The sequence below is a fragment of the Pseudomonas sp. CGJS7 genome, from assembly GCF_036961695.1.
This window is the reverse complement of the sequence record NZ_JBAMDI010000119.1, coordinates 1-25,056: the sequence shown is the minus strand read 5'-3', so window position 1 is coordinate 25,056 and position 25,056 is coordinate 1. Positions and strand designations below refer to the sequence as shown.

Below are 25,056 nucleotides of genomic sequence, written 5' to 3'. Positions count from 1 at the left end.
TCCCTGTAGGAGCGGCGTCCCACAGGGATTTCCTTCGGTCACTAGCCGCGACCGCGACATCGCGCATACGACGTAAGCCGGGTGTCGCGGTCGCGGCTCGCGCCGCTCCTACAGGTAGACTGACTTAGACTGCCGCTTCCTCGGCCTGCTCGCGCTGCAACGCCCACATCTGCGCATACACCCGATTCATCGCCAGCAACTGCGGATGCGTGCCGCGTTCGATGATGCGCCCGGCGTCCATCACCAGGATCTGGTCGGCATCCATCACCGTCGACAAGCGGTGCGCGATCACCAGGGTGGTGCGGCCCACCGCCAAGCGGTCCAGTTCGTCCTGGATCGCGCGCTCGGACTTGGAGTCTAGCGCCGAGGTGGCTTCGTCGAAGATCAGGATCGAGGGGTTCTTGAGCAGGGCGCGGGCGATCGCCACACGCTGCTTCTCGCCGCCCGACAATTTCAGCCCGCGCTCGCCGACCGGGGTGTCGTAACCGTCGGGCAAACCGACGATGAAGTCGTGGATATGCGCCGCGCGCGCCGCCGCCTCGACATCGGCGTCGCCGGCTTCGGGCCGGCCGTAGCGGATGTTGTAGCCGATGGTGTCGTTGAACAGCACCGTGTCCTGCGGCACGATCCCGATCGCGCCGCGCAGCGAGGATTGGGTCAACCCGCGCAGGTCCACGCCTTCGACTTCGATCGAGCCGCTGTCGATGTCGTAGAACCGGTACAGCAGCCGCGCCAGGGTGGATTTGCCCGAGCCGGAATGGCCGACCACGGCGACGGTGGCGCCGGCGGGGATATCGAAATCGATCCCGCGCAGGATCTCGCGGCGCGGGTCGTAGCCGAAGCGCACATCGCGGAACGCCACCCGCGGCCGCGCCGCGATCAGCGCCTGCGCATCGGCCGCGTCGCGCACGTCCTGGCGTTCGTCGAGCAGGCCGAACAAACGCTCCATGTTGGTCAGCGCCTGCTTCACCTCGCGGTACATCATCCCGAGCATGAACAACGGCGCCGACAACTGCAGCAGATAGGCGTTGACCAGCACCAGATCGCCGACCGTCATCGTGCCCTCGACCACGCCGTCGGCGGCCAGCCACATCATCGCGGTCACGCCCAGCGCCACCACCAGGCTCTGACCCAGATTGAGCACGGCCAGGGTCTTGATCGACATCACCTGGGCGTTTTCCAGATGGCGCAGGTTTTCGTCGTAACGGCGGGCCTCGTGTTCTTCGTTGTTGAAGTACTTGACCGTCTCGTAGTTCAGCAGCGAATCGACCGCGCGCTCGTTGGCGCGGGTGTCGGCTTCGACCGAGGCGCGGTAATAGCGGGTGCGCCACTCGGTCACCGAGAACGTCCACGCGCCGTAGAGCACCAGCGTGGCCAGCACCACCGCGGCGAAGCGCCAGTCGTAGATCCACACCAGCACCGCGGTCACCATCGCCACTTCCAGCAGCACCGGGACGATGGTGTAGATGGTCCAGTCCAGCAGGTCCGAGATCGCGCTGCCGCCGCGCTCGACATCGCGCGCGACCCCGCCGGTGCGGCGGGCGAGGTGGAATTTCAGGCTCAGCCCGTGCAAGTGGCGGAACACCTGCAAGGTCACCTGGCGCGAGGTGCGGGCCATGACCCGCGCGAACACGACCTGACGCAGTTCGGTGAACAGGGTCACCCCGACCCGGGCGATGCCGTAGGACAGCAGCAAGGCCACCGGCAGCAGCAGCGGCGTGACCGGTACGTTGAGGCGGTCGATCAGTTGCTTGAGCGCCAGCGGCACATACAGGTTGAGCAGCTTGGCCGCGAGCACCATCGCCAAGGCGATGCCGATCCGGCCCAGGTAGGGCCGCAGGTACGGCAACAACGATGCGATTACCGACCATTCGCCGCGGCGTTCGGCGGCGCGCGCAACCGGCGCGGCTCCGTCCTGGCTGTCGGCGTCGGCGGTCGGAGGAGTGGACGGCGGTTGGGCGGTCATACGGTCCTTGGAAGGCGGGGGCGGCGGAGGATAAGACCTGAAGCGCGCTTGAGGTCAAGCCGAATCTGGCCGGAGCGGCCTGGCGACGGCCGCCGCGGTCGAAATACATACGGACAACGTGGCATTCTTGGGCCAAATCCGAGCGCCGCCGGCCGATGCAACGATACGCCGACGCAGACCGATCCGCTGCCGTGTCAATCGCCGTCCCACCGGCATTGGCGGTCGATCGCCCGATCAGGCCTCTCATCCAGACAAGGAGCTATGCAGGCATGAAAGCCCTCAAACGCAAACTCGCCCTGACGGCCTCGGCCGCGGTGTTGTCCGCGCTGGCCGCCACCGCCGTCGCCCTGCCGCGCAACAGCCCGTTCGGCGTGACTCCGCCGCCGCAGCCGGAGCAAGCGCCGCTGCTGCGCGGCTGCTTCCTGCTCTACGACCTGGGCGCCGGCGAAATCCGCCGGTTCTCCTCGCAAGAGGGCTGCTCGCGCCGGGTCGCGCCGGCGGCGACGTTCGAAATCGCCGCGGCGTTAGCCGGACTGGATTCCGGCAGCGCGCGCAGCAACGACATCTCCGGCGGCCAGAGCCTGGATTCGGCGCTGGCGTATTCCTCGCCGGAGTATTTCCGCGGCGTGTCCGAGCAAATGGGCGCGGTGCGGATGGGCGAGTACCTCAGCCGCTTCAACTACGGCAACGCCGACACCCGCAGCGGCGGCGAATACTGGAACGGCGGTTCGCTGCAGATCTCGCCGGAGGAACAGATGCAGTTCCTGCGCCGGCTGTTCCGCGACGAACTCGGCGTCAGCCGCCAGGCCATGGCGCAAGTGCGCGAGCCGCTGGTGCAGCCGCCGGGTTTGCTGGTCGGGTCGTACGGCGGAATGCCGGTGCGCCGGGTGTTCCGCTACGACAACGCGCCGATGCTCGGCAAAAGCGGCTCGGTGGTGGTCGGCGGCAGAGAGGCGGTGCGTTGGCAGGTCGGGCAGATCGAGCGCGGCACTCGCCGTTACGTGTTCGTCAGCTGCGTGACCGGCGCGGCCGGGCTGCCGGAGAATGCCGCCGCGACCCTGGCGGTGACCGAACTGCGCAAGAGCGGCGTGCTTTGATGCGCGTCGCGGTGGTGCCGTTAGTCGCCTGAGGCTGCGCGCTCGGCGTGTTTGGTGATCGCCTTCAAGGAAGCGCGGCGTGCTTGCCGATATCTGTGTGATGCAGCCCGGTGGCTGCGGCACACGGACAGGCCGGCAGCCAACCGACAGGACGCTCCGCGCCGGTCCCGTGCCTCCCGCTCGACTACAGGAGGTTCACGTCATGGGTTCCACTCGCGCCGATTTCGATAAGACCACCTTCGTAAAACCGAAGTTCATCCCCGCCACCGAAGCCCTGCGCGAGCAGAGCGTCGCCTCGGGCGAGGACTTCAAGCACGCTCTGGCCGAGCTCAACGCGCCGACCGAGCAGGAACAGACGTTCTTGGATCAGTTCGCCCGCTGAGCGGCGGACCATCGATTGGGTAACCGCCCTCGCGCATGGCGCGCGACGCGTTCGCGCGCCATGCGTTCGGCCGGTCGTGCGCCGGAGAGCCAGGCAATGATTCCTTACGAACGCGAGCGCAGTCTCGACCACGCCAACCGAGTGATCCGCGATTGCGTCCAGCGACGCGGCTGGACTCTGGAAACCGAAGACATGGGCGGCCATTTGATCACGGTCAAATGCACGCTGCGCGATGCCGGCGGCGAGTTGATCAGCCGCGGCTTCGGCAAGGGCGAGGCCGCCGTATCGCTGACCGGCGCCCTGTACGAGGCGATGGAACACCACTACTGCAAGTTCGCCCACACCGCCACGCCGGTCCAGTACCTGCCGGCCGAGCGCATCGCGCAAGACCCGCGCAATGCCGGCTTGCCGTTCCTGTCCGCTTTCGCCGACAACGCCGGCCGCGCCATCGCGTGCCGCAGCTACCGGTCGTATTCCGGCGGCGAAGCCTTGGCGGTGCCGTTGTTCCTGACCTTTCCCGAGTATCCCGTCGCCGCGGCGCCCGACGCGCGCGACGACTTCGACTACGGCAGCGTCACCCGCTTCAGTTCCAACAGCGGCACCGCCATCGGCGCCAGCTTCGAGGAGGCCGCGCTGCACGGTATCGCCGAGATCGTCGAGCGCGATGCCTGGTCGCTGTTCCTGATCGCGCATTACCTCGCCGGCGCCGGGCGTTATGGGCGGCTGATCGAACCGGCGTCGTTGCCCGAGGAAGCCGCGCGCGTTCACCGTCTGGCCGAACGTCGTCTGGGCCGGCGGGTGTTGCTGATCGAGATCACCTCCGACCTCGGCCTGCCGGTGTTCATCGCCACGACCGAGCAGCGCCTGCCCGGCGAAGTGGTGTTCCCGCACGGCTGCGGCGCCTCGCCGTATCCGCAGTACGCGGCGATCCGCGCGCTGAGCGAGTTGACTCAGTGCGTGGACATCAAGGAAAGCTCCGGGCATCTGGCCGAGCTCGATCAACTGGCCTTGGACATGCTCGCGGACTATCCGAAGCTGCGCGATTGCGCGATGTTCCGGATCGATCCGGAACGGCTGGAGCGGGTGGAGTGGCCGCATCCGGACAAGCCGCGGCTGGCGCCGAAGCAGTTGCTGCCGGTGTTGGTGCGGGAACTGGAAAGCCGCGGCATCGGGTTGTATCACGCGATCAATCATCGCGAGGGCGAGGATTTTTGCGTGGTCAGCAGTGTGTCGCCGGAGTTGGAGCGGTTTTTTCTGGCGACTACCGGGATCTTGATGGCGCCGGGGCGGCGCGGTAGCGAGTTTTTGCGGCGGCAACGCGAGGCGGCGGCCGAGCGGGAGCCGTTGTTGGCGCAGGAGGCTTAGTGGCGTCGATGAAGCGGCTTTGTACGGGCCGATGAAGGCAAGATCAAAATGGATTCCGGCTTTCGCCGGAATGACGGTAGGTAAATTGCGCGGATCTGTTGGCGGGCGCGCAGCTCAGCACCCGTCATTCCGGCGAAAGCCGGAATCCATTTTGATCTTGCTCTTAGCTACTCGACTAAAGCCACCGTGCCGCCGACTCCAAGCCGAGAGCCGCGAGCACAACCCACGCGATCAACCGCGCCCCCGCACCCGCTCCCAATCCAACCCAAACCGCGCCAAATACTTACGCAACCGATCGGCATCGTTGCTGCTGGCCTTGCTCGCGCGAGAGACCGCGAACAACTCCCGCCCGGCCTGCGACAGATTCTTGGCCTGAGCGCACACGCGCAACACATCCTCCAGCTGCACCCGATCGAAGCGATCCAACCGCGCGGCATCTTCGCCGAGCACCGCATCCAGCAGCGAGGATTGCGCCGCGGCGCCATGCCATTGCCGGCGCAGACGCCCGATTTCCTCTTCGACCAGATCGATACGAATGCGCCCACCCTCGGCCAAGGTCGCCAACCGCATCACCGACGCGCCCAGGTCGCGGAAGTTGCCGCTCCAACTCGCCTCGCCGCCGCGGGCGAAGGCCAGATAGCGCTCGCGCGCTTCCTTGTTGAAGGTCACGCGCTGATGGTTCTCGCGCGAGTGGCGTTCGAGTTCGAAATCCAGATTCGGCTCGATGTCCTCGGCGCGTTCGGCCAGGCCGGGCAGGCGATAGGTCCACAGATTCAAGCGCGCCAGCAGATCCTCGCGGAAGCGCCCTTCCAGCACCGACACTTGCAGGTCGCGGTTGGTGCCGGCGATCAACTGGAAATCGCTTTCCACTTCCTTGTCGCCGCCCACCGGCAGAAAACGCTTCTCTTCCAGCGCGCGCAACAGCATCGCCTGTTCGTCCAGGCCCAACTCGCCGATTTCGTCTAGAAACAACAGGCCCTGGTGTGCCGAGCGCAACAAGCCGGCGCGATCGGTCGCCGCGCCGGTGTAGGCGCCTTTGATATGGCCAAACAAAGTGCTCATGGCGCCGTCGCCGCGCAGGGTGGCGCAGTTCACCTCGACGAAGCGTCCGGGCAGCTGATGCTTCTGCTTCTTCAGATCGAACACGCGCCGCGCCAGCTGGCTTTTGCCCGCGCCGGTCGGGCCCATCAGCAGCATCGGCGATCTGGAGCGGGTGGCCACGGTTTCGATCTGCTCGATCATCCGGTTGAAGGCCGGGTTGCGCGTGGCGATGCCGCTCTTGAGCAAGTCGCGGTCGTGCAGCTGCTGCTCGGCGAAACGCTGGGCGATGCGGTCGTAGCGCGACAGATCCAGGTCGATCACCGCATACGAACCCGGGTCGCCGCCTTTCTGTTTGCGCGGCGGCGCGGTCTGCAGCAGGCGTCCCGGGAACAGCCGGCTTTCGGCCAGCAGGAACCAGCAAATCTGGCTGACGTGGGTGCCGGTGGTGATGTGGACGTAGTAGTCCTCTTCGTCCGGGCGGAAGTCGTAATGGCGGACGAAGTCGTCGAGCACGCCGTACACCGACTCGAAATCCCAGGGATCGGCGAGGAAGGTGTCGTGGCGGCGGATCTGGGTTTCCGGCGAGACCTGGGCCAGGTCCTCGCTGACCAACTGGCCGAGCTTGCCGAAGCGGCGCTCGTCGATCAGCAGCTCCATGCGGTGCAGCAGGAAGTGCTCGTGCATGCCCAGCGACACGGTCGGACGCCATTTCTCCCAACGGCCGGGCCCGGAGGCGGCGTCGAGCTGGGTGCCGAGCATGCCGATCACGACTTGGCGCTTCATGGCGATCCGTTTGGATAAGTATTTATCTAAAAATATAGAAATTATATGGTCCCGGCAAGGGTGTTCGACCGCCTGTTTTCGGATATTCCTTTGAAAATCATATGGATGGATCGACGGGTCGGGAGTTGGCACGGCGCTTGCTCTAGTACAGGCAAGTCCCGAACAAGGAATGCCCCGATGGCCAACTCCACTCTCTTCGCTTCCCTGCGCGGCCCCGCGGCGCCGGTGGCGAATGCGCGCAACCGCGCCGGTGGCGCGGCCTATGCGCGCCACCCGCAAGCCGCGCTGGCGCTGTACGCCGCGACCGGGTGCTTGAACAACACCTACTACGCCAGCGCCGATGAGCAACTCGACCGCGTCCTGGCCTTGTGCGCGCAGGTGGAGCCGGCCTTCGTCGCCAAGACCGCGATCTATGCGCGCCAGCGCGGCCACATGAAGGACATGCCGGCGCTGCTGTTGGCCAGCCTGAGCGCGCGCGACGGCGAAGCCTTCGAGCGTGCGTTCGGCCGGGTGGTGGACAACGGCCGCATGCTGCGCAACTTCGTCCAGATCGTGCGCAGCGGCCGGATCGGCCGCAAGTCGCTGGGATCGCGGCCGAAGCGGCTGGTGCGGCAGTGGTTGGACCGGGCCTCGGTGGAGCAGTTGCTGGCCGCCGCGGTCGGCAACCAGCCCTCGCTCGCGGACGTGATCAAGATGGTTCACCCCAAGCCCGCCGATGCCGAACGCGCCGCGCTGTACGCGTGGTTGATCGGCAAGGACTGCGACGAATCCGCGCTGCCGGCCAAGGTGCGCGTCTACGAGGCCTTCAAGCGCTCTCCGGACGCGCCGATGCCGAAGCTGCCGTTCCAGTACTTCACCTCGCTGCGGTTGAGCGTGGCGCACTGGACCCAGTTGGCGCGGACGGTGTCGTGGCAGACGCTGCGGATGAACCTCAACACGTTCCAGCGTCACGGCGTGTTCGACGATCCGGCGGTGGTGTACGAGGTCGTCGCGCGTCTGACCGACGTCGATGAGCTCCGCAACGCCCGGGCGTTTCCGTATCAGTTGCTGAGCGCGTACCAGGCCGGCGGCGGTTTGCCGGCGCCGATCGTGGGCGCCTTGCAGGACGCGATGGAAATCGCGACCCGGCAGGTGCCGGCGTTGCAGGGCGAGGTGGTGGTGGCGGTGGACGTGTCGGGCTCGATGGGCTCGCCGGTCACCGGTTACCGCAAGGGCGCCAGCACCCAGACGCGTTGCGTGGACGTGGCGGCGCTGATCGCGGCCTGCATCCAGCGCAACCATCCGGGCGCGCGGGTTCTGCCGTTCGACGATGAGGTGCGCAAGCTGCGGCTCAACCCGCGCGACAGCGTGACCACCCAGGCCGCGCAGTTGGCGGCCTTGTGCGGCGGCGGGACCTCGGTCAGCGCGCCGTTGGCGCAGTTGAACCGCGAAAACGCCAAGGTCGATCTGCTGGTGATGGTGTCCGACAACGAAAGCTGGTGCGACACCCGCCAGGGCGGGCAGACCCGGACGATGCGTGAATGGGCGGCGGTCAAGGCGCGTTGCCCGGATGCGCGGATGGTGTGCATCGATTTGCAGCCGAACCCGACCAGCCAGACGGTCGAGTCGGCGGATGTGCTGCACATCGGTGGTTTCAGCGATGCGGTGTTCGATCTGCTGGCGGTGTATGCCGCGCAGGGCGGCGACGCGTCGCGATGGGTGGAGCGGATCGAATCGATTCCGCTCTGAGGCGTTCCAGGGATCGGATCGCCGCGGCGCAAGGACGCTGCCGCCACGCGGACGCAGGGAACGCGTCCGCGAAGACGGGATTGGAGGCCCGTCGGCCGTACGCGCCAGGCAGGTGCGGCACGGCTACAGGACGCGGCCGGCGGACAATGGGGTCCGCCGGCCGGCAAGGTTGTAGTGGGTGGGTGCGTTGCGAATGCTTGGCGGAACTACACAATGATTTTCCAGGACGCGGGTTCGAGTCCCGCTCGCCGCAAGGCGGTAGCTCAGTTGGTTAGAGCAGGAAACGTTTCGTCGTCTTTTGTCGCAATGCGCCGATTCCCAGTTCGTCATTCCCGCGTTCGCGGGAATGACGGGTTGAAAGATCGCGGGATCGGCTTGCCGGCCGGTCCCCAAGTTCCACCGCTGCAGCGCGAATGCTTGCGGAACTACATTTAATCCTGGTGTCGCGGGTTCGAATCCCGCCCGTCGCGAGACGGTAGCTCAGTCGGTAGAGCACAGAACGTTCCGCTAACCCTGGTCGCGCTGCACCGGTTCTGCTTCAAACGCGTCATGCCGCGAATGCTGGCGAAACTACATCCTGTCACGATGTTTCGCCGCCCCTAGTCGCCGCATGCCGCGCCCGCTTCGACGTTCCACCGCGGCGCTGGCGCTGGCCGTACGCGCCGCGACGCTTCATTCTTGTATCGGCTCGACAGGGCCTGGGCCGGACGCCCACAACGCAGAGAGCAATGCCATGAACACCCACAACGACACCGTCAACTACGACGTCATCAACGAGCCGGGCGCGGTGCCGATCAAGCACTGGACCCGCGGCGTGCAGTTGGAAGACCAGGCGCGCCGTCAGCTGCAGAACATCGCCAAGCTGCCCTTCATCCATCGCTGGGTCGCGGTGATGCCCGACGTCCATCTGGGCAAGGGCGCGACCGTGGGCTCTGTGGTGCCGACGGTGGGCGCGATCGTGCCGGCGGCGGTCGGCGTGGACATCGGCTGCGGCATGATCGCGGTGCGCACCACGCTGAGCGCGGAGGATCTGCCGGATCAGCTCGGCGGGGTGCGCGCGGCGATCGAGAAGGCGGTGCCGCACGGCCGCACGGTCGGTCGCGGAATGCGCGACAAGGGCGCGTGGGCGAATCCTCCCGAGGCGTCCTTGCAGCGTTGGGCGGGCCTGCACGAGGGGTTCGAGCGCATCGTCGCCAAGCATCCCAAGCTCGAGCGCAGCAACCACTTGAACCACCTGGGAACGCTGGGTACCGGCAATCACTTCGTCGAGGTCTGCCTGGACGAGGAGAGCCGCGTGTGGTTCATGCTGCACTCCGGTTCGCGCGGGGTCGGCAACGCGATCGGCAGCCACTTCATCGAGTTGGCCAAGCAGGACATGCGCCGATGGATGATCAATCTGCCGGACCAGGACCTGGCGTATCTGCCGGAGGGCAGCGACCACTACAACGACTACGTGTTCGCGGTCGAGTGGGCGCAGCAATTCGCGCGCAACAATCGCGAGATCATGATGAAGCACGTGGTCGATGCGGTGCGCCAGGTGATCCCCAAGCCGTTCCAAGCTCAAGCAGAAGCGGTGAACTGCCACCACAACTACGTCAACCGCGAGCATCACTTCGGCAAGGACGTGTTGGTGACCCGCAAGGGCGCGGTGAGCGCGCGCAAGGGCGAGCTGGGGATCATTCCCGGCAGCATGGGCGCGAAGAGCTTCATCGTGCGCGGCCTGGGCAACGCGGACAGCTTCCACAGCTGCAGCCACGGCGCGGGTCGGGTGATGAGCCGCACCGAGGCGAAGAAGCGCATCAGCCTGGACGACCACCTCAAGGCGACCGCGCACGTGGAATGCCGCAAGGACGCGGACGTGGTCGACGAATCGCCGGCTGCGTACAAGTCGATCGACGCGGTCATGGCGGCGCAGAGCGACTTGGTCGAGATCGTGCATACCTTGCGTCAGGTGGTTTGCGTCAAGGGCTGAGCGGTTGCGCGGTCGCGGCGATGTCCGCGATCGCCAGCGCAGCTGGGCGACAATAGCAATAAGCGAAAGGCTAGGCCGTTCGCATCAGAAAGGAGTACGGGCGGCCGCAAGGCCGCCCACTGTCATGGATCGCAAGATGGAACTGATCGAAATCAGCGGGCAGGACGGCGGCGGCCAGCTGCTGCGCACCGCATTGAGTCTGAGCCTGTGCACCGGCACCGCGTTCGAGATGCAGCACATCCGCGCCCAGCGTTCGCGCCCGGGCCTGATGCGCCAGCACCTGACCGCGGTCGGCGCGGCGGCGCAGGTCGGCTGCGCGCACGTCGACGGCGCGCAACTGGGCGCGACCACGCTGCGCTTCATCCCCGGCGCGGTCAACGCCGGGCGCTACCGTTTCTCGATCGGCACCGCCGGTTCGGCGACGCTGGTGCTGCAGACCGTGCTGCCGGCGCTGTGGTCGTGCGACGGCGCGTCCGAGGTCACGGTGGAGGGCGGCACCCACAATCCGCTGGCGCCGAGTGCGGACTTCCTCGCCGAAGCCTACTTGCCGGCGCTGGCGCGCATGGGCGTGGCCACCGAGTTCGCGTTGCAGCGCCACGGCTTTTTCCCGGCCGGCGGCGGCAGCCTGCAATTGAAGGTGGCGCCGGCGGCGCGCTTGACCCGCTGCGCGTTCGACCAGCGCGACCCGGCGCCGCGTCTGGACGCGACCGCGCTGCTGTCGGCGTTGCCCGATCAGATCGGCCAGCGCGAGCTCAACGTGATCGGCGAGCGGCTCGGCCTGGCGGCGGACGCGTTGCACCTGCGCCGCGCGCTGAACGCGCAAAGCCCGGCCAACGTGTTGATGCTGCGGCTGCGCGGCGACACCCAGCACAGCGAATTGTTCGATGCCCTGGGCGAGCGCGGGCTCAGCGCCGAGCAGGTCGCCATCGGCCTGGTCAAGCAGGTCTCGGCGTATCTGGCTTCCAGCGCGGCGGTCGGCGAGCACTTGTCGGATCAGCTGTTGTTGCCGATGGCCTTGGCCGGCGGCGGCGAGTTCACCACCGCCTTCATCAGCGCGCACTTGTCCAGCAATGCGCGTTTGATCGAGAAGTTCCTGCCGGTGGAGATCGACTGGGCGCAGGTGGACAAGCACTGCTGGCGGGTGACGGTAAGCTCGTAACGGCGTGCTATGCCCATGCGTGGATGAACGTTCGCATGCATGGGTCAATGCCTGCATGCGGACGGCACGGATTCGGCGGTAAAGTCGCTGTCGAGTCCGTCTTCCCTCGACCGAGAACCGCCATGAACCGAACCCTGTCCACCGCGATGCTGCTGTCTCTGGCGCCGCTGTTGTCCGCCTGCGCCACCACCGACGGCGCCGGCGTGGCCGGCCTGTCGCCGCTGTGCGCGCAGGAATATCAGCAGGCCAGCGAGCGGGTGCAGGGCGGCGGCGAACACGCGCAGGAACAACGCGGCGCGGTCTACACCCACTACGTGTCGCCCAATTGCCGGCAAGAACAGCAGCGCTTGAACGACGCCCAGCGTTGATCGGCTAACCCATCGCTGCGCCAGCGTCGCGATGGGCGGTTCAGTAATCGGCCGGATTGGAACTGAAGTTCACCGGTACGTTGACGGTCACGCAGCCGCCGACCGGCAACACCACGCCGGTGACCGACACCACATTGCCGCCGACCGCGCCGCCGCTGCCGGGGCAGGTGCCAGGCGTGGGGCCGCTGCCCGCGCAGTCCCAGGTGGTTCTCAAGGTCACGCCGGGCGGCAGGTTGTCGGTGATGGTGGCGCCATTGGCCGCATCCGGACCGCTCTGATTGCAGGCGGTGATCGCATAGATGGCGTTGCCGCCCGGTGTGTACGTGCCGATGCCGTCGCTCTTGCTGATGCGCAGGCTCACCGACGGCCGCACCACCGGCGTGCTCGGCGGGGTGGGGTCGGCGCAGGGCGCGGCGACCGTGCAGTTGGCGTCGCCGCCGCCGCCCACCCGCGCGGTGTTGACCATATTGCCGCTGGCGGCGAACGCGACGTTGACGGTGAAGCCGAAGGTCGAACTGCCGGCCGCGGCGATCGCGGTATTGCTGATGCAGGTCAGGGTGTTGGAGGCCGCGGTGCAGGCCCAGTTGGCGGCGTTGGCGCCGCTCAGGGTCACCGCGCCGTCGGGCACGCTCAGCCCGGTCGGCAAGGTGTCGGTGACGGTGAGCTGGCCGACCGTGGCGATGTTGCCGCTGTTGCTGACCGCGATGTTGTAGGTGCCGGTGCTGCCGGCGGTGAACTGGGTCTGCGGGGTGGTCTTGTCGACCGCCAGGTTCACGCAGTCGACGGCGAAGTTGACGCTGGCGCTGTTGTTGGTCGGGTCGATGTCGCCGAAACGGTCGGTCGCTGAGAAATCGACGGTCGCGGTGTTGGGCACGGACGCGTTGCAGACCGCGTTGTTGGCGACGGTGCCGGTCACGCTGAAGGTCAGGGTGCCGCCGGGGGCGAGGGTGTAGCCGCCGGTGATGGCGATGTTGCCGGTGCCGGTGAGCGCGGGGCAGGTCGAGCCGGCGCTGGCCACGCAGCTCCAGGTGGCGCCGGTGACTTGCGCGGGCAGGGTGTCGACGATGTCCGGCGCATCGGTGCCGGGAATCGTCGGCGCCTGATTGCCGGCGACCACCGGGTTGATGTCGAGATTGGTGACCGTGAGGGTATAGGTCACCGGCTGGCCGCGACGCACCCGCGTCGCCGACACGCCTTTGGCGATGCTGACATTGGCCGGCACCGAGGCGATCATGTTGCGCACTTCGTGGATGTTGTTGAGGCCGCCGGTCGAGCCGGCGTAGCCCATGCGCAAATTGGCCGGTGCGGCGTAAGGAAAGTTGACGTTGTTGAGCAGCACCGTCGGCGTGGTGCCGTCCAGGCCCACCGAGACGGTCACGGTGTAGCCGGCGGAAGGGGTGTTCGGCAGCAAGGCCACGCGCAGGCGGTCGCCGGTCGGGCGGGTGGTGACGCTGGGCGTGTCGATGCCGCCGGTGACCGCGCCGCTGGCGAGCCAGCGGTTGTTGTCGCTGAGCGGTCCGCGCAGCACCACCCGGTCGGCCTGACTGCCGGGGCTGCTGCTGTTGGCCGGACAGCCGCCGCTGACGCCGGGCAGGGAGCCGGAGAAATTGCCGAATTCGTCCAGGCCGATGCCCAGGTAACCGCCGTTGCCGCCGCAGTAACCCAGGCTGCCGCCGGGTTGGGCGCCGGCCATGGTGCCGGTGGCGTCGTAGAGGAAGAAGGTGGTGCCGTCGGCGCCGTTGCCGCCCCAGTTGACGTAGTCGAACTCGACGATCACGCCCTGCGAGGACGGAAACGAGCTGCCGGTAAACAGAGCCAGGCCCTGTTGGTTGTTGTTGTTGGTGCTCAGCCGCAACCAGCCGCTGCCGTTGGCGTCGTTGACGTTGTTGGGAATCGCGCCGTAGCCGCCGGTGAGAATGCCGCTGTCGTTGGTGCCGGCGTTGTTGGTGCCGGTGATGGTCCAGCCGGCCTCGGTGTTGTTGCGGAAGGTCGAGGTGACCTTGAACTGGGCCTGGGCGGCGGACATGCACCACAGCGTCGCGACCAGGGTGGCCACGACCGGCAGGCCGATCCTGCGGTTTCGCTCCGTTGTGAACATGCGGCTCCCCCGGCGCGATCCGACATCCCCCATTGGACGCGTCCAGCGCGCAGTCAAAGTCCTCCTTTGCCGATGAAAATCAGATCAAAAACGACATTTGTCTTAACAAATTTTGGCGTCTTTCGGGCGCATGGTCGCAAATTGCGGGCCCGTTGAAGGCCGGGCAGCGCTTACGTAGGGTCGCCCCGAGATTGTGCGGTTCCGGAGGCGCGCGTATCACAAGCGCATCCCCCTCGACCCCCGGACCCTGGCATGGCCATCCCCGATCTTCTGTCGCCGACGCTGCAACCGCCGCCGCCGCCGCCGGTCACGCGCGAGGCGCCGCCGCCGACGGTCAAGGAACTGGAAGCCGCCACGCCCGAGCAGGCGCGCCAGCAGGTCGACGCGCTCACGCCCGACGGCCAGAAAGCGCTCAAGAGCGAAGTCGACAAGCTCCCGGTCGCCGACCGCGAGCACCTGGTCAACGGCCTGGCCGGCAAGCTCCAAGCGCCGCAGCTGGCCAAGCTGGAACCGGTGTTCGGCAAGGACACGGTCAAGCAGGCGGTCGAGTCGCATGCCAGCGCCAACGTGCGCGAGGACTACGCGCGCCAGAGCCCGGGCGGCAGCGTCACCCAGAACGGCAACCAGGTCACGGTGGAAACCAGCGACAACGACGACAACGTCCAGGTCAGCCGCGACGCCCAGACCGGCGCCGTCACCGTCACCGTCAACGGCCAGGAGCATCGCTACAACGCCGCCCAGGCCGAGCACATCACCATCCGCACCCACGGCGGCAACGACGTGATCGGCGTTGCGCCTGAGATGCAGGTCAATTTCAGCGTCGAAGGCGGCGACGGCAACGACATCATCGCCGGCGGCGCAGGCGCGGACACGCTCGACGGCGGTGCCGGCGACGACCGCATCGTCGGCGGCCTCGGCAGCGATCGGCTGATCGGCGGCAGCGGCAGCGACAACCTCAGCGATTCGATCATCCCGTTCGACTTCAGCCTGCTCTCGCGCGGCATCGCGCCGCGCATCGGCGGCGGCAACGACGTGATCGAGGGCGGCGAGGGCACCGACACGATCAACGCCGGCAGCGGCGACGACAAGATCGACGGCGGCGCCGACGACGACAAGATCGATGCCGGCGAGGGCCAGGACGTGATCGCCGGCGGCTCCGGCAACGACCGCATCCAGGGCGGCGCCGGCCACGATCAGGTCGACGGCGGCGACGGCGACGACTACCTCGACGGCTTCACCGGCCACGACCAGCTCAAGGGCGGCGCCGGCGCCGACACCATCTACGGCGGCGAGGGCGACGACAACGTCGACGGCGGCGAAGGCGACGATTACCTCGACGGCTACCTCGGCAACGACAGCATCGCCGGCGGCGACGGCAAGGACGTGATCTCCGGCGGCCAGGGCGAAGACAGCCTGTTCGGCGACAAGGGCAACGACGTGATCTACACCGGCGCCGGCCGCGATTTCGTCGGCGACTTCGACGGCACCAACACCGTCTATCACCAGGGCGAGGACAACCTCTCGGTCAACCAGGACACCCGCAACAACGCCAAGACCGTGACCGTGGAAATCATCGGCGTGCCCGACACGATCCAGATCGAAGGCTCGCCGGAATTCCAGGCGCGCATGCGCGCGGACCTGGAAACCCTGGCCGCGTCGCCAACCGGGCAGCAGATGCTCAAGGATCTGGACAAGCAGGGCAACGACGGCGGTTTCTTGTGGTTCGATAACGACAACAAGCTCACCATCCGCGAACTGGGCGAAGAGAACGGCAAGGGCGGCGGCCAGTTCGGCGGCGACGGTTTCGCCGAGATCAACCCGGCCTTCCATCTGGACGACGACGACGGCCGGGTGCCGCCGATCACCATCCTGTATCACGAGCTGGCCCACGCGCGCGCGGCGATGAGCGACAACTGGCCCAACGGCCAGTACCACGACAACGCCGATCCGAACCAGTCCGACGACGGCATCGAGAACGCCGAACGTCAGGCGGTCGGCTTGCCGGTGGATCACGACAACAATCCCGACACCCCCGCCGTACCCGCGCCCAATACGCCCGAAGCCCTGACGGAAAACGCGATCCGTGCGGAAATGGGCTATGGTCCGCGTAATGATTATCGCTGATGAGCATGCATCGACCCGGATGAGGGCTGGCGACGGCAGCGATGCGGCCGGCGCGAGTTCGCGCCGCGCGCTCGCCGGCCGGCGCGGCGCGCGACGCGGGGCGATGGTGTTGTTGGTGTTGGCGCAGGTATTCGCAACGAGCGCCTGCGGCGCGGGGAAGGCGATGAGCGAAGAAGCGGTCGAAATCAGCGCCACCGTGCGCGACGCCAACACCCGGCTGGACATCGAATGGTCGCTGCACAATCGTGGACAGCGGTCGTTGCTGGCCTTGGTCGCGCCGCTCAAGCACAACGAATCGGCCAGCGAGCAGACGATTTACGTGAGCCGCGGCGAAGACGGCGCGGTGGTGTTCGCGCTGCGGGCGTTCGCCGCCGACGGCGCGGTCGCGACTCTGGACCGGATCGGCGCCAAGCCGCTCGCGCCGGGGCAACGCCTGCAAGGCAAGGCGCACGTCGCGCTGCCGCTGCGCAGCTTCGAGCCGTATCGGTCCGCGGTCGATATCGCCACGCCGGCCACCGTGCGCGTGTGCATCGGCGTGATCGACGCCGACGCGCGGTTTCCGCACAGTTCGCGCCAGGCCGATGGCGGCGTGGCGACGTATCACGATCCGGCGTTGGTCAAATTGCAGCGCGTGGTGTGCAGCGCGCCGGTGCGGATCGAAGGGCGGCGTTGATCGCTTTTCGCTGACTCAGCGTCAGCGAATCCGCAGCGCGTTCACCAGCGCGGCCAACGCAGCGGGCTGATGCCGGCGGTTGGGGTAGTACAGGAAGAAGCCGGGAATCGGCGGCGTCCAGTCTTCCAGCACACGCACCAGCCGGCGCTTGGCGATATGCCCGGCAACTTGTTCTTCATAGGCCATGCCCAGGCCGGCGCCGGCGAGCGCCGCCTCGATCACCAGGTGGGTGTCGTCGATGACCAGCGGACCGTTGACGCCGATCGTCACCGACTTGCGTCCGCGCTGGAATTCCCATCGATACGGCCCGCCCGGCAGGCGCAGGGTGATGCAGCGATGGTCGTTGAGATCCGCCGGCTTTTGCGGAATGGCTCTCGACGCGAAATAGCGCGGCGATCCCACCACCGCCAAGCGCAAGTCCGGCGTGACCGGCATCGCGACCATGTCCTTTTGGATGTACTCGCCGAGCTGGATGCCGGCATCGAACTCGCCCGCGACCAGATCGACCGGCCCGGTCACGGTGACCACGTCGAGCACGATCTCCGGATACGCCTCGGCGAACGCCGCGAGCCGCGGCAGCAGCACCATCACCGCGGCCGAGCGCGACATCACGATGCGCAGACGGCCCGCGGGGCGATGGCGAACGCTGCGGGCGCTGTCGAGGGCCTGCGCGATCTGCTCGAGCGCTGGCGACACCTCCTGCAACAGCGCTACCCCCGCCGCGGTCGGCGCAACGCTCTTGGTGGTGCGAGCGAGCAGGCGCAGATCCAGCCGCTGCTCAAGGCCGCGGATGGTATGGCTCAGCGCCGACTGGGACACGCCCAGCTTGGATGCGGCCCGGGTAAAGCTGCGTTCGCGGGCGACCATCGCGAATGCGGCCAGTTCGTTCAATTCGCTTTTCATGATTTATGAGTCTGACTCATAAAGCCATCCGGGAAATCGGCGTGTCGTCATAGATTACTTTGCCCTAGGCTTGATCGACATCAGGCGCGCGGCATGGGGTCGCGGCGCCGCGTTAATCGATTCGGGGCGACAGCGCTTCAGGATGACCATGGATACCAACGTTCTCGCCTTGCGCTCGCTCGCGCAAACCTATTTCGACGCCGCCTATGAAATGGACGCCGACAAATTCGCATCCATCCTCGATCCGTCGAGCTCGGTGACCAAGGTCGGCGAAGACGGCAAGGTGAGCGTGACGCCGATCGCGACGTGGCTGGCGGTCGTGCGCACCCTCAAGTCTCCGCAACAACAGGGTTTTGCACGCGACGACCAAGTCCTGTCGATCGATGTCGAAAACGGTCTGGCCCTGGTGAAGCTGAAACTGCGAGTTCCACCGCGCGTGTTCACCGACCTGCTGTCGTGCTTGAGGGTCGATGGGGCGTGGAAGATCGTCCAGAAGGTGATGACTTCGAGTGCGTAACCATCGTGCGGGCGGGCGATAGGCCTGTGCGAACCCGTTCGAGCGAATCGGTGCAGTTCTCCCGTAAGGGCGTAAGCGGGTGATGCGTTCGCCCCAGACCCATGTATTTGTCCCTGTCAACGAGGTTGTAGCGAAGGATGAGTTTCTGGGCATGAAGGGCGCGATGCGCGATGACGTACTCGCCGTGCATCGCGTGGCGCCGCAACTGCTGGGAATCGTGCCGAACAATGCGGGGGCTTTGGCGATGTGGAGAGTTCCGCACTTGTCTTCGCAGGCAATGAGCTTTTTGCCTCTGCAAGCGCGATTTCGACGCAATCAACGATTGGATCGGCGATGAAGTTGTGCGATTTCTGCCCTGCGAACTTGGCCAGTACGACTGGGACGCTTTCGCAAACCGGGAGAGCTGGGGCAAGGTTCAGTAGATAAACGTTGCGCCACGCACAGAGCGTGGCGCAACGGTTGGGTCACTAAAAGCACTTTGCAAAGCAGCAGTGCATCAGAGCCGTGCAGCGCTGCGCTTAGTCCATCTTGATGCGATTGATGGCGGCCGGCTTCTTGTCGAATGCTTGCTTCTGTGCGCTCGCGGTGCAAGTGGCTGTATGGTCGAAAGCGTTCGTTACCTTGCCATCGGCATCCGTCAACGTCGTTCGGAAGCCAAATGTGGCCGTGGGCATCGGTTGCGAAGGATGGCAGCCAAAATTAAAGGTCAGTGGAGATGGGGTGGTCGTCGAGTAGGTGACTTCGCCGCCCGAGTTTTCGCAGTTCCAGCCGCTCGGGCATGTGGTTGGTTTGACTGTCCTTTTCATGGGGAACTTTGGGTTGCCCACGTAAACTAGCGTTACGGGAATTGCTGTGTAGTACGGGCCCGACACATTCGTAATGCTTGCGATCCGAAGGGCCTTGTAATTATCTATGTATGCCTGCTTCTCCTCTGCGCATAGCGTGCGCAGCATCGTGCCCGGCTGTCCACCCTCGTACATTGCGCAACCGAGGCTTGCGTCATGCAGGAAGCCGATAGCATGCCCCAGTTCATGGAGCATCACAGTTTGCCAGTCAACTTGGTTAATCGTGGGGGGGTAGCGTCGAGCAAGATAGCTGCTCGACGGACGGATCGTGATTCCACACGCGTCTATCGTCTACCCTGATGTCGGCGTTGGTAATGATCTTTGTTGTAGGGTTGACGTCCCTCGCCGTTCCCATGACGGCGCGAGGCTCCGAAAAGAGCCCCGTGTCAATGGTGATATTCGCTTCGTTGTACTCGACCGTTTGATCATCTGGGCGAGGCGTGGAGACTAAGAAGTCAGGGGATATAGAGAAGTTCGCACCCACTGTGTTCCAGGTAGTGATGGCGTTAGTGGTGGCCTCGACGCAGTTCGGCGGAACTGAGTTATGCATTCCAGAGGTCACGGAGGCGCGGACATAATGTCCTACCGCGGTGGGGGCTGTGGCCTGGGTCAGCCCCGCCCAGGCCATTGCTCCCGCGACTAAAAGAATACGCAGCGGAGTGTGATTCATTGCGTGCCCCCCATCTTGCTTTTGCTTCGGGGGAGATTGCTCAGATCCACTTCAACAGATCGAAGGTCTTTGGGGCCGGCGTCAGCTTGCATTGAATGGGAGCGACGGAGCAGAGTGCCGTTGTCAGCAACTTCGTAGGCGTCGTAGGGCAGCGCGGTGAAGTTACTTTCGGATCGCTTATCGCTCAGCGCGACGAACTGCTCATACCAGTTCTTCGACAGAACCAACAGGTACTTTTTTCCGGCCGTAAAGGTGGTGTCAGAGGAATTAGTCCGATAGCTGCCGTTCGGCAAAGGACCGGAGTTGCTTGGGACGAGAATTACGTCACTCGGTGCGCGAGAGCCTCTCAAAGATTTCACGACAGTGAATGGGGTTTCGGATAAGAATCCGTCGCTGCGACTCCGCCCCGCTTGTACTTGGCCCGCCGTTGCAACCACAACGGTGTCGGCCATTAGCATCGCCTCAGATGAGGAAGTAACACCCTCGAAGAATCTGTGGGCCACATCGAAAAGATTGATGTTGCGCTTCTTATAAGCCTGGACATCGGCCGCCGTGAAACCCAATGCTGCAAGGTCAATGGCCGCGCTGCGCGATGCTGTCTCGCTGGCGCTCGCGGAAGACGCAATCCGTACTTTACTTGTTCCGAGTAGCTGCTCGTAGGTAGTGAGTCGGCCGCGTCTCGTAATCGCTTGCAGACGCTTTTGTTGATTCTTCTGTACCGCTTCCTGCCTGGCTTCCGAGGTGGCTTTGTTGGCCTGGGCGAATGTCGGAGTCGATCCGCAGAATCCGATCGCTATGGCCGAGACTAATAAAACTCGCAACATTTCACTGTTCTCCTTGTGAGGGGGGCTTGCCATTCAAGAACTTCGCAGTCTCGATCACTAAGGGCGAGTTCGCCGAAGGCCGGTTTGTTCGTTATTGCAACGAATGCAAAGCCTTGTGGGTCAATTGCGTGTAGCACGTCTTCAATGGCTCCGAGACAAGCCGATACCCACTCAAGCTAGCCTCAATATCGCGAGGCATGTCGCGTGCGTCCAGGTCATAAACCAGATGAGGTTTTTCGGACATCGCCGGGAATCCGTCGCTCTCCGGTCGAATAATTAGGCGGGGCGGAATCAGCAATCTGTCTTCATTGGCGATCACCACGCCATGTCCTGGGCCCTCGCCACGTATGTCCGTGTCGATGTTGGAGGGCTTTCCCCGCTTCCGAACACGCTGCGTGTTGGTGTGCATGGCGGCTACGCTCGTCATTACGGTATCCGTCCTGGATTACGGTAAGTATCGCCCATGCGTTGCGCCGCTGGTATAGGGCTTTTCCAGCGCGAGAGTAAGGGCTGCACTCAACAAGCTGTTTATGTGCTTAATGTCGAACCAATCTGCGCCGGATGGCACGCGGCGAGTTAGGAGCGCTGGCGTGCGGTCGAGACCCTGCCATGCCTTCCCGCTACTTGTACTGCTTTCGACTCAACTTGTAGTGCCGGACGGGCGCCCCGTCCACAATGGCGATAGTGGCGCCCAGTGGGGACACTTTTTCGGCGCGAACAGATGCAAGTAAGGCGTTTTTCATGACTTCGGCGGGGCAGATTTCGCAGATTCGATCGCTCTAATCAGAAGGAGCGGAAATCGCAGCGTTCTCTCGGGCAAAGAGAGGGGTATCGGAAAACGATAACCTCATCACGCGTGTACCAATCCATCACGTCAGCGAGCGTCCACGTGTCGAATTCGCGGACACCCCTCGGGCCTCTTGAGCACCTCAATCGCATTCCATGCGCTCGGCCCATTCCTTGGTGGCGGTCTTGCTCGGGAACGTCCGAGTTACCGCCTTGAAGCCTTTTCGACGGACAATGAATCGCTATTTCGTGCCGCGTGGTTGCAATGTCGCCATTCGGTGCGCCACACCTCAGCTTGGTACACTAATAGTGCATCGCAGCTCGAATTCAGCAGGGTTTTGCGGGACTCAACGGGGCAGGGCGGGCTTTGTAAGTGATTGAAAAAGTAGAGAAAAACTTGGGTTCTCAAGCGATCCGCCTGTCGGTCGCCCCCATGATGGACTGGACCGACTCCCACTGCAGAGTCTTCCACCGCACCCTGGCCCCGCACGCCCGCCTCTACACCGAGATGGTCCACGCCAACGCGGTCATCCACGGCGACCGCGCGCGGCTGCTGGCGATGGACCCGGTCGAGCACCCGGTGGCCCTGCAGCTCGGCGGCAGCGAGCCGGAGTTGCTGGCGCAGGCGGCGCGAATCGGCGCCGAGCGCGGGTTCGATGAGATCAATCTCAATTGCGGCTGCCCGTCCGACCGGGTCCAGGCCGGGCGTTTCGGCGCCTGCCTGATGCGCGAGCCGACTTTGGTGGCGGCCTCGGTCGCGGCGATGGTCGCGGCCTGCGATGTGCCGGTGACGGTCAAGTGCCGGCTCGGGGTCGACGACGATCATCGGTTCGAGGTGTTCCTGGCCTTCATCGATGAGGTCGCCGCGGCCGGTTGCGCGATGTTCGTGGTGCATGCGCGCAATGCCTGGCTCAAGGGGCTGTCGCCGAAGGAAAACCGCGAGGTGCCGCCGCTGCGTTACGACTGGGCGTATCGGCTCAAGCAGGAACGGCCGCAGTTGCAGGTGATCGTCAACGGCGGCATCGCCACGCCGGAAGAGGCGACCGCGCATCTGGATCACGCCGATGGGGCGATGCTCGGGCGCGCGGCGTATCACGAGCCTTACGTGCTGCATCGGCTGGACACCGCGTGGTTCGGCGGCGAGTTGCGCAGCCGCGCCGAGTTGCTGCGTTCGCTGCGGCCTTATGTGGAAAGCCAGCTCGAACGCGGGGTGTTCCTCAAACATATGACCCGGCACATGCTCGGCCTGTTCCATGGCGAGCGCGGCGGGCGCGCGTTCCGGCAGATCCTCAGCGAGGGCTCGCACAAGCCCGGTGCGGATTGGTCGCTGATCGAAGAAGCGCTGGCGGTGACCGAATCCTTCGCCGCGCGCGATGCCGCCTGAGACCGGCCGCCGCGGCCGCTGTGTCGGGTCCGCTGCGCCGGCCAATCTCCCGATAATCTGAGCCGACTGCGATGATCACCCGCGACCCGCACGCTTTCTTCGATCACGCCCGCGGGTTGGCGCCGGACTTCGGCGCCGCGATCGCCCGGGCCGCGTTCCTGGTCGCGCCCGACGGCTTCGCCCGGGCCGAGCAATCGGCCGGCGACAACCGTTACATGGCCGAGGCGGCCGCGTTCGACCCGGGCCGGGCCAGCGCCCAGCATCGCGAGCTGCACCGGCAGCTGTCGTTCGCCCTGCCCACGGTCTGTTTCGCCGGCGATCCGGACACCCCGGACGCGCTGTTCCCCAACAACGTCTTCGCCACCGGGCGCAGCGAGGGCGGCCCCCCGCGCTATGTGGTCGGGCGCATGCGCCACCCGGTGCGCCAGCGCGAGGCCGAACGCGAAGACATCCGCGGCTTCTTCGAGCGGGTGCTGGGTTACGAGGAAGTGGACCTGTCGCGTCAGTCGCACCCCTGCGAGCTGACCGGCGCGCTGGTGATCGACCGCGCCCGCGGGCTCGGTTTCGCCGGTCTGTCGGAACGCTGCGACGAACAGGGCGCGGCGCTGATGCACCGGGCGCTGGGCCTGCGCGCGACCTTGCTGTTCGATCTGGCCGCGGGCGAGTACCACACCAATGTGGTGCTGGCGGTGCTGGCCGGGCGGGCGGCGCTGGTGTGCCCGGGCGGGTTCGCCGATCAGGCCGTCGCCGAGGCCATCGCCGGGTTCTACGCGCCCAACGGCATCGTCCTGTCGGCGGCCGAACACGCCGCTTTCGCCGCCAATTCGATCGCTTTGTCGACCTATGGGCTGTGGATGAGCGCGGCCGCCGGGCGTTCGCTGAGTCCGGCGACCCAGGCCGCGCTGGCCGCGGCCGGGTTCGCGGTGTCCACGGTCGAGCTGGACGCGATCGAGGCCGGCGGCGGTTCGTTGCGCTGCTGTGTCGGCGAGATTTTCTGAGCCTGCGCGGCGGCGCCGGCCCGGTTTGAGCTGTGACCGGGGTCCGGCCGGACTGAATGGCGGGCCGGACGGGCGGGAAAGTTCAGATCGGATTCACCGCTGCGTTTCGAAAATGCCTGCACGTTGTACGTTCGCCACATTATTGTTCCGCCGGGGTCTTCCTAGAACGCCATGAGCCTGCGCTCCGCCCGTCTGCCGTCCACGCTCCTGCTCGCCGCCTCGCTGGCGGCGTCCGGCGCCGCGTGGGCGCAGCACGACGACGGCGGCCGCCCGTGGCGCGGCCACGACCGGCGCGACGACCGCAGCTCGCTGTCGGACTCGGTCCGCCGGTTCGAGCGCGAGAGCGGTGGCGGCCAGGTGCTCAGCGCCGAGCGCGTGCCGTTCGACGGCCGCGACGTCAACCGGGTCAAGGTGGTCGACTCCACCGGCCGGGTGAAGATCTATATGGACGACCCGCAGCAGCGCGGGGGGCGGCGCGACGACGATCGCCCTACACGCCGCGAAGACAACGACAACGACTAACCTTCGCACCGACGGTCCACGAAACGATCCTGTCGGGCTGCAAATCATTCAAGGGAGTGCCCATGCGAATTCTGCTGGTCGAAGACGAAGCGCCGTTGCGCGAGACCCTGGCCGCGCGCCTCAAGCGCGAGGGCTTCGCGGTCGATGCCGCGCAAGACGGCGAGGAAGGCCTGTACATGGGCCGCGAGGTGCCGTTCGACCTGGGCATCATCGACCTGGGCCTGCCGAAGATGTCGGGCATGGAGCTGATCAAGGCCCTGCGCGACGAGGGCAAGAAGTTTCCGGTGCTGATCCTGACCGCGCGTTCGAGCTGGCAGGACAAGGTCGAAGGCCTCAAGCAGGGCGCCGACGACTACCTGGTCAAGCCGTTCCACGTCGAAGAGCTGCTGGCGCGCCTCAACGCGCTGGTCCGCCGCGCCGCGGGCTGGAGCAAGCCGACCCTGGAATGCGGCCCGGTGATGCTGGATCTGGCCGCGCAGACGGTCAGCGTCAACGGCGGCAACGTCGATCTGACCAGCTACGAGTACAAGGTGCTGGAATACCTGATGATGCATGCCGGCGAATTGGTCTCCAAGGCCGACCTGACCGAGCACATCTACCAGCAGGATTTCGACCGCGACTCCAACGTGCTGGAAGTCTTCATCGGCCGCCTGCGCAAGAAGCTCGACCCGGACGGCGCGCTCAAGCCGATCGAGACCGTGCGCGGCCGCGGCTACCGCTTCGCCATCCCGCGCAGCGGCGACTGAGCCGCCGCCTGTCGGCCCCGCCCGCGGCGCGTTGACAGCCCGCGCGCGGCGGCGATCTACTAAGCCCGCATCGACCCGGCCCGCAGCCCTTGCGGCCGGCGTTAC

General features: G+C 65.9%; 22 protein-coding genes. 15 read left to right on the top strand and 7 right to left on the bottom strand.

Translation table 11 applies throughout. The features are described from left to right. Positions 1 to 124: 124 nt before the first annotated feature. On the bottom strand, positions 125 to 1,966 hold the full coding sequence (locus tag V7787_RS42005) for an ABCB family ABC transporter ATP-binding protein/permease (RefSeq protein ID WP_336093508.1): 1,842 nt from the start codon (positions 1,964 to 1,966) through the stop codon (positions 125 to 127). 269 nt (positions 1,967 to 2,235) lie between these two features. Here V7787_RS42005 and V7787_RS42000 point away from each other — a divergent pair, with 269 nt between their 5' ends. From V7787_RS42000 to V7787_RS41990, 3 genes are all read left to right on the top strand, one after another. Next, complete coding sequence (locus V7787_RS42000; protein ID WP_336093507.1) at positions 2,236 to 3,063, top strand: penicillin-binding transpeptidase domain-containing protein; 828 nt, start codon at positions 2,236 to 2,238, stop codon at positions 3,061 to 3,063. A 202-nt stretch (positions 3,064 to 3,265) separates the two neighbouring features. Further along, positions 3,266 to 3,445, top strand: coding sequence for a hypothetical protein (locus V7787_RS41995; RefSeq protein ID WP_336093505.1), 180 nt, complete (start codon positions 3,266 to 3,268; stop codon positions 3,443 to 3,445). Between the two features lie 96 nt (positions 3,446 to 3,541). Further along, on the top strand, positions 3,542 to 4,810 hold the full coding sequence (locus tag V7787_RS41990; protein WP_336093504.1) for a YcaO-like family protein: 1,269 nt from the start codon (positions 3,542 to 3,544) through the stop codon (positions 4,808 to 4,810). A 231-nt stretch (positions 4,811 to 5,041) separates the two neighbouring features. Here V7787_RS41990 and rtcR read toward each other — a convergent pair whose 3' ends face one another. After that, positions 5,042 to 6,634: an RNA repair transcriptional activator RtcR gene (gene rtcR, locus V7787_RS41985; RefSeq protein ID WP_336093503.1), complete on the bottom strand. Its 1,593-nt coding sequence runs from the start codon at positions 6,632 to 6,634 to the stop codon at positions 5,042 to 5,044. Positions 6,635 to 6,811: 177 nt separating this feature from the next. On the opposite strand from rtcR, the gene V7787_RS41980 reads away from it, so the two are divergent. The 4 genes from V7787_RS41980 to V7787_RS41965 all read left to right on the top strand — a co-directional run bounded on the left by V7787_RS41980 (position 6,812) and on the right by V7787_RS41965 (position 11,861). Further along, on the top strand, positions 6,812 to 8,362 hold the full coding sequence (locus V7787_RS41980) for an RNA-binding protein (RefSeq protein WP_336093502.1): 1,551 nt from the start codon (positions 6,812 to 6,814) through the stop codon (positions 8,360 to 8,362). Positions 8,363 to 9,095: 733 nt separating this feature from the next. Continuing rightward, entirely contained in the window at positions 9,096 to 10,334 is a 1,239-nt protein-coding gene (locus V7787_RS41975; RefSeq protein ID WP_336093501.1) for an RtcB family protein, read from the top strand. A gap of 136 nt (positions 10,335 to 10,470) precedes the next feature. Continuing rightward, positions 10,471 to 11,493, top strand: coding sequence for an RNA 3'-terminal phosphate cyclase (gene rtcA / locus V7787_RS41970; protein ID WP_336093500.1), 1,023 nt, complete (start codon positions 10,471 to 10,473; stop codon positions 11,491 to 11,493). 122 nt (positions 11,494 to 11,615) lie between these two features. Next, positions 11,616 to 11,861, top strand: a complete 246-nt coding sequence (locus tag V7787_RS41965; RefSeq protein WP_336093498.1) for a hypothetical protein — start codon at positions 11,616 to 11,618, stop codon at positions 11,859 to 11,861. Between the two features lie 40 nt (positions 11,862 to 11,901). Here V7787_RS41965 and V7787_RS41960 read toward each other — a convergent pair whose 3' ends face one another. Further along, a complete protein-coding gene (locus V7787_RS41960) occupies positions 11,902 to 13,959 on the bottom strand; it encodes a hypothetical protein (protein WP_336093497.1) in 2,058 nt (685 codons plus the stop codon). Between the two features lie 252 nt (positions 13,960 to 14,211). Here V7787_RS41960 and V7787_RS41955 point away from each other — a divergent pair, with 252 nt between their 5' ends. Together V7787_RS41955 and V7787_RS41950 are read left to right on the top strand one after the other, a co-directional pair. After that, positions 14,212 to 16,083: a M91 family zinc metallopeptidase gene (locus V7787_RS41955; RefSeq protein WP_336093496.1), complete on the top strand. Its 1,872-nt coding sequence runs from the start codon at positions 14,212 to 14,214 to the stop codon at positions 16,081 to 16,083. Next, positions 16,070 to 16,756 (top strand): hypothetical protein, encoded by a 687-nt coding sequence (locus V7787_RS41950; RefSeq protein ID WP_336093495.1) that lies wholly within the window; start codon positions 16,070 to 16,072, stop codon positions 16,754 to 16,756. The genes V7787_RS41955 and V7787_RS41950 overlap by 14 nt, the downstream gene beginning before the upstream one ends. A gap of 21 nt (positions 16,757 to 16,777) precedes the next feature. Here the strand turns inward: V7787_RS41950 and V7787_RS41945 are convergent, their stop codons facing one another. Continuing rightward, the gene (locus tag V7787_RS41945; protein WP_336093494.1) at positions 16,778 to 17,659 is read right to left on the bottom strand and encodes a LysR family transcriptional regulator; all 882 of its coding nucleotides are present in this window, start codon (positions 17,657 to 17,659) and stop codon (positions 16,778 to 16,780) included. Between the two features lie 142 nt (positions 17,660 to 17,801). Here V7787_RS41945 and V7787_RS41940 point away from each other — a divergent pair, with 142 nt between their 5' ends. Together V7787_RS41940 and V7787_RS41935 are read left to right on the top strand one after the other, a co-directional pair. Then, positions 17,802 to 18,176: a nuclear transport factor 2 family protein gene (locus V7787_RS41940; RefSeq protein WP_336093493.1), complete on the top strand. Its 375-nt coding sequence runs from the start codon at positions 17,802 to 17,804 to the stop codon at positions 18,174 to 18,176. Positions 18,177 to 18,258: 82 nt separating this feature from the next. Then, the gene (locus V7787_RS41935; protein ID WP_336093492.1) at positions 18,259 to 18,513 is read left to right on the top strand and encodes a hypothetical protein; all 255 of its coding nucleotides are present in this window, start codon (positions 18,259 to 18,261) and stop codon (positions 18,511 to 18,513) included. A 181-nt stretch (positions 18,514 to 18,694) separates the two neighbouring features. Here the strand turns inward: V7787_RS41935 and V7787_RS41930 are convergent, their stop codons facing one another. The 3 genes from V7787_RS41930 to V7787_RS41920 form a co-directional block, all read right to left on the bottom strand. Next, entirely contained in the window at positions 18,695 to 19,216 is a 522-nt protein-coding gene (locus tag V7787_RS41930; protein ID WP_336093491.1) for a hypothetical protein, read from the bottom strand. A 471-nt stretch (positions 19,217 to 19,687) separates the two neighbouring features. Beyond that, the gene (locus tag V7787_RS41925) at positions 19,688 to 20,515 is read right to left on the bottom strand and encodes a hypothetical protein (RefSeq protein WP_336093490.1); all 828 of its coding nucleotides are present in this window, start codon (positions 20,513 to 20,515) and stop codon (positions 19,688 to 19,690) included. Between the two features lie 91 nt (positions 20,516 to 20,606). Next, positions 20,607 to 20,942, bottom strand: coding sequence for an imm11 family protein (locus tag V7787_RS41920; RefSeq protein ID WP_336093489.1), 336 nt, complete (start codon positions 20,940 to 20,942; stop codon positions 20,607 to 20,609). Positions 20,943 to 21,698: 756 nt separating this feature from the next. Between V7787_RS41920 and dusA the strand changes: the two genes are divergently transcribed. The 4 genes from dusA to V7787_RS41900 all read left to right on the top strand — a co-directional run bounded on the left by dusA (position 21,699) and on the right by V7787_RS41900 (position 24,951). After that, positions 21,699 to 22,685: a tRNA dihydrouridine(20/20a) synthase DusA gene (gene dusA / locus V7787_RS41915; RefSeq protein WP_336093488.1), complete on the top strand. Its 987-nt coding sequence runs from the start codon at positions 21,699 to 21,701 to the stop codon at positions 22,683 to 22,685. 71 nt (positions 22,686 to 22,756) lie between these two features. Next, a complete protein-coding gene (locus V7787_RS41910; protein WP_336093487.1) occupies positions 22,757 to 23,683 on the top strand; it encodes an arginine deiminase-related protein in 927 nt (308 codons plus the stop codon). A 171-nt stretch (positions 23,684 to 23,854) separates the two neighbouring features. Next, positions 23,855 to 24,205, top strand: coding sequence for a hypothetical protein (locus V7787_RS41905; RefSeq protein WP_336093486.1), 351 nt, complete (start codon positions 23,855 to 23,857; stop codon positions 24,203 to 24,205). Positions 24,206 to 24,267: 62 nt separating this feature from the next. Next, the gene (locus tag V7787_RS41900) at positions 24,268 to 24,951 is read left to right on the top strand and encodes a response regulator transcription factor (RefSeq protein ID WP_031372686.1); all 684 of its coding nucleotides are present in this window, start codon (positions 24,268 to 24,270) and stop codon (positions 24,949 to 24,951) included. The last annotated feature ends 105 nt before the right edge of the window (positions 24,952 to 25,056 follow it).

What these genes read in the sequence shown, in the direction of transcription:
- V7787_RS42005 (WP_336093508.1), bottom strand. Translation starts at nt 1,966, where the DNA reads ATGACCGCCCAACCGCCGTCCACTCCTCCGACCGCCGACGCCGACAGC.
- V7787_RS42000 (WP_336093507.1), top strand. Translation starts at nt 2,236, where the DNA reads ATGAAAGCCCTCAAACGCAAACTCGCCCTGACGGCCTCGGCCGCGGTG.
- V7787_RS41995 (WP_336093505.1), top strand. Translation starts at nt 3,266, where the DNA reads ATGGGTTCCACTCGCGCCGATTTCGATAAGACCACCTTCGTAAAACCG.
- V7787_RS41990 (WP_336093504.1), top strand. Translation starts at nt 3,542, where the DNA reads ATGATTCCTTACGAACGCGAGCGCAGTCTCGACCACGCCAACCGAGTG.
- rtcR (WP_336093503.1), bottom strand. Translation starts at nt 6,634, where the DNA reads ATGAAGCGCCAAGTCGTGATCGGCATGCTCGGCACCCAGCTCGACGCC.
- V7787_RS41980 (WP_336093502.1), top strand. Translation starts at nt 6,812, where the DNA reads ATGGCCAACTCCACTCTCTTCGCTTCCCTGCGCGGCCCCGCGGCGCCG.
- V7787_RS41975 (WP_336093501.1), top strand. Translation starts at nt 9,096, where the DNA reads ATGAACACCCACAACGACACCGTCAACTACGACGTCATCAACGAGCCG.
- rtcA (WP_336093500.1), top strand. Translation starts at nt 10,471, where the DNA reads ATGGAACTGATCGAAATCAGCGGGCAGGACGGCGGCGGCCAGCTGCTG.
- V7787_RS41965 (WP_336093498.1), top strand. Translation starts at nt 11,616, where the DNA reads ATGAACCGAACCCTGTCCACCGCGATGCTGCTGTCTCTGGCGCCGCTG.
- V7787_RS41960 (WP_336093497.1), bottom strand. Translation starts at nt 13,959, where the DNA reads ATGTTCACAACGGAGCGAAACCGCAGGATCGGCCTGCCGGTCGTGGCC.
- V7787_RS41955 (WP_336093496.1), top strand. Translation starts at nt 14,212, where the DNA reads ATGGCCATCCCCGATCTTCTGTCGCCGACGCTGCAACCGCCGCCGCCG.
- V7787_RS41950 (WP_336093495.1), top strand. Translation starts at nt 16,070, where the DNA reads ATGATTATCGCTGATGAGCATGCATCGACCCGGATGAGGGCTGGCGAC.
- V7787_RS41945 (WP_336093494.1), bottom strand. Translation starts at nt 17,659, where the DNA reads ATGAAAAGCGAATTGAACGAACTGGCCGCATTCGCGATGGTCGCCCGC.
- V7787_RS41940 (WP_336093493.1), top strand. Translation starts at nt 17,802, where the DNA reads ATGACCATGGATACCAACGTTCTCGCCTTGCGCTCGCTCGCGCAAACC.
- V7787_RS41935 (WP_336093492.1), top strand. Translation starts at nt 18,259, where the DNA reads ATGCGTTCGCCCCAGACCCATGTATTTGTCCCTGTCAACGAGGTTGTA.
- V7787_RS41930 (WP_336093491.1), bottom strand. Translation starts at nt 19,216, where the DNA reads ATGCTCCATGAACTGGGGCATGCTATCGGCTTCCTGCATGACGCAAGC.
- V7787_RS41925 (WP_336093490.1), bottom strand. Translation starts at nt 20,515, where the DNA reads ATGTTGCGAGTTTTATTAGTCTCGGCCATAGCGATCGGATTCTGCGGA.
- V7787_RS41920 (WP_336093489.1), bottom strand. Translation starts at nt 20,942, where the DNA reads ATGACGAGCGTAGCCGCCATGCACACCAACACGCAGCGTGTTCGGAAG.
- V7787_RS41910 (WP_336093487.1), top strand. Translation starts at nt 22,757, where the DNA reads ATGATCACCCGCGACCCGCACGCTTTCTTCGATCACGCCCGCGGGTTG.
- V7787_RS41905 (WP_336093486.1), top strand. Translation starts at nt 23,855, where the DNA reads ATGAGCCTGCGCTCCGCCCGTCTGCCGTCCACGCTCCTGCTCGCCGCC.
- V7787_RS41900 (WP_031372686.1), top strand. Translation starts at nt 24,268, where the DNA reads ATGCGAATTCTGCTGGTCGAAGACGAAGCGCCGTTGCGCGAGACCCTG.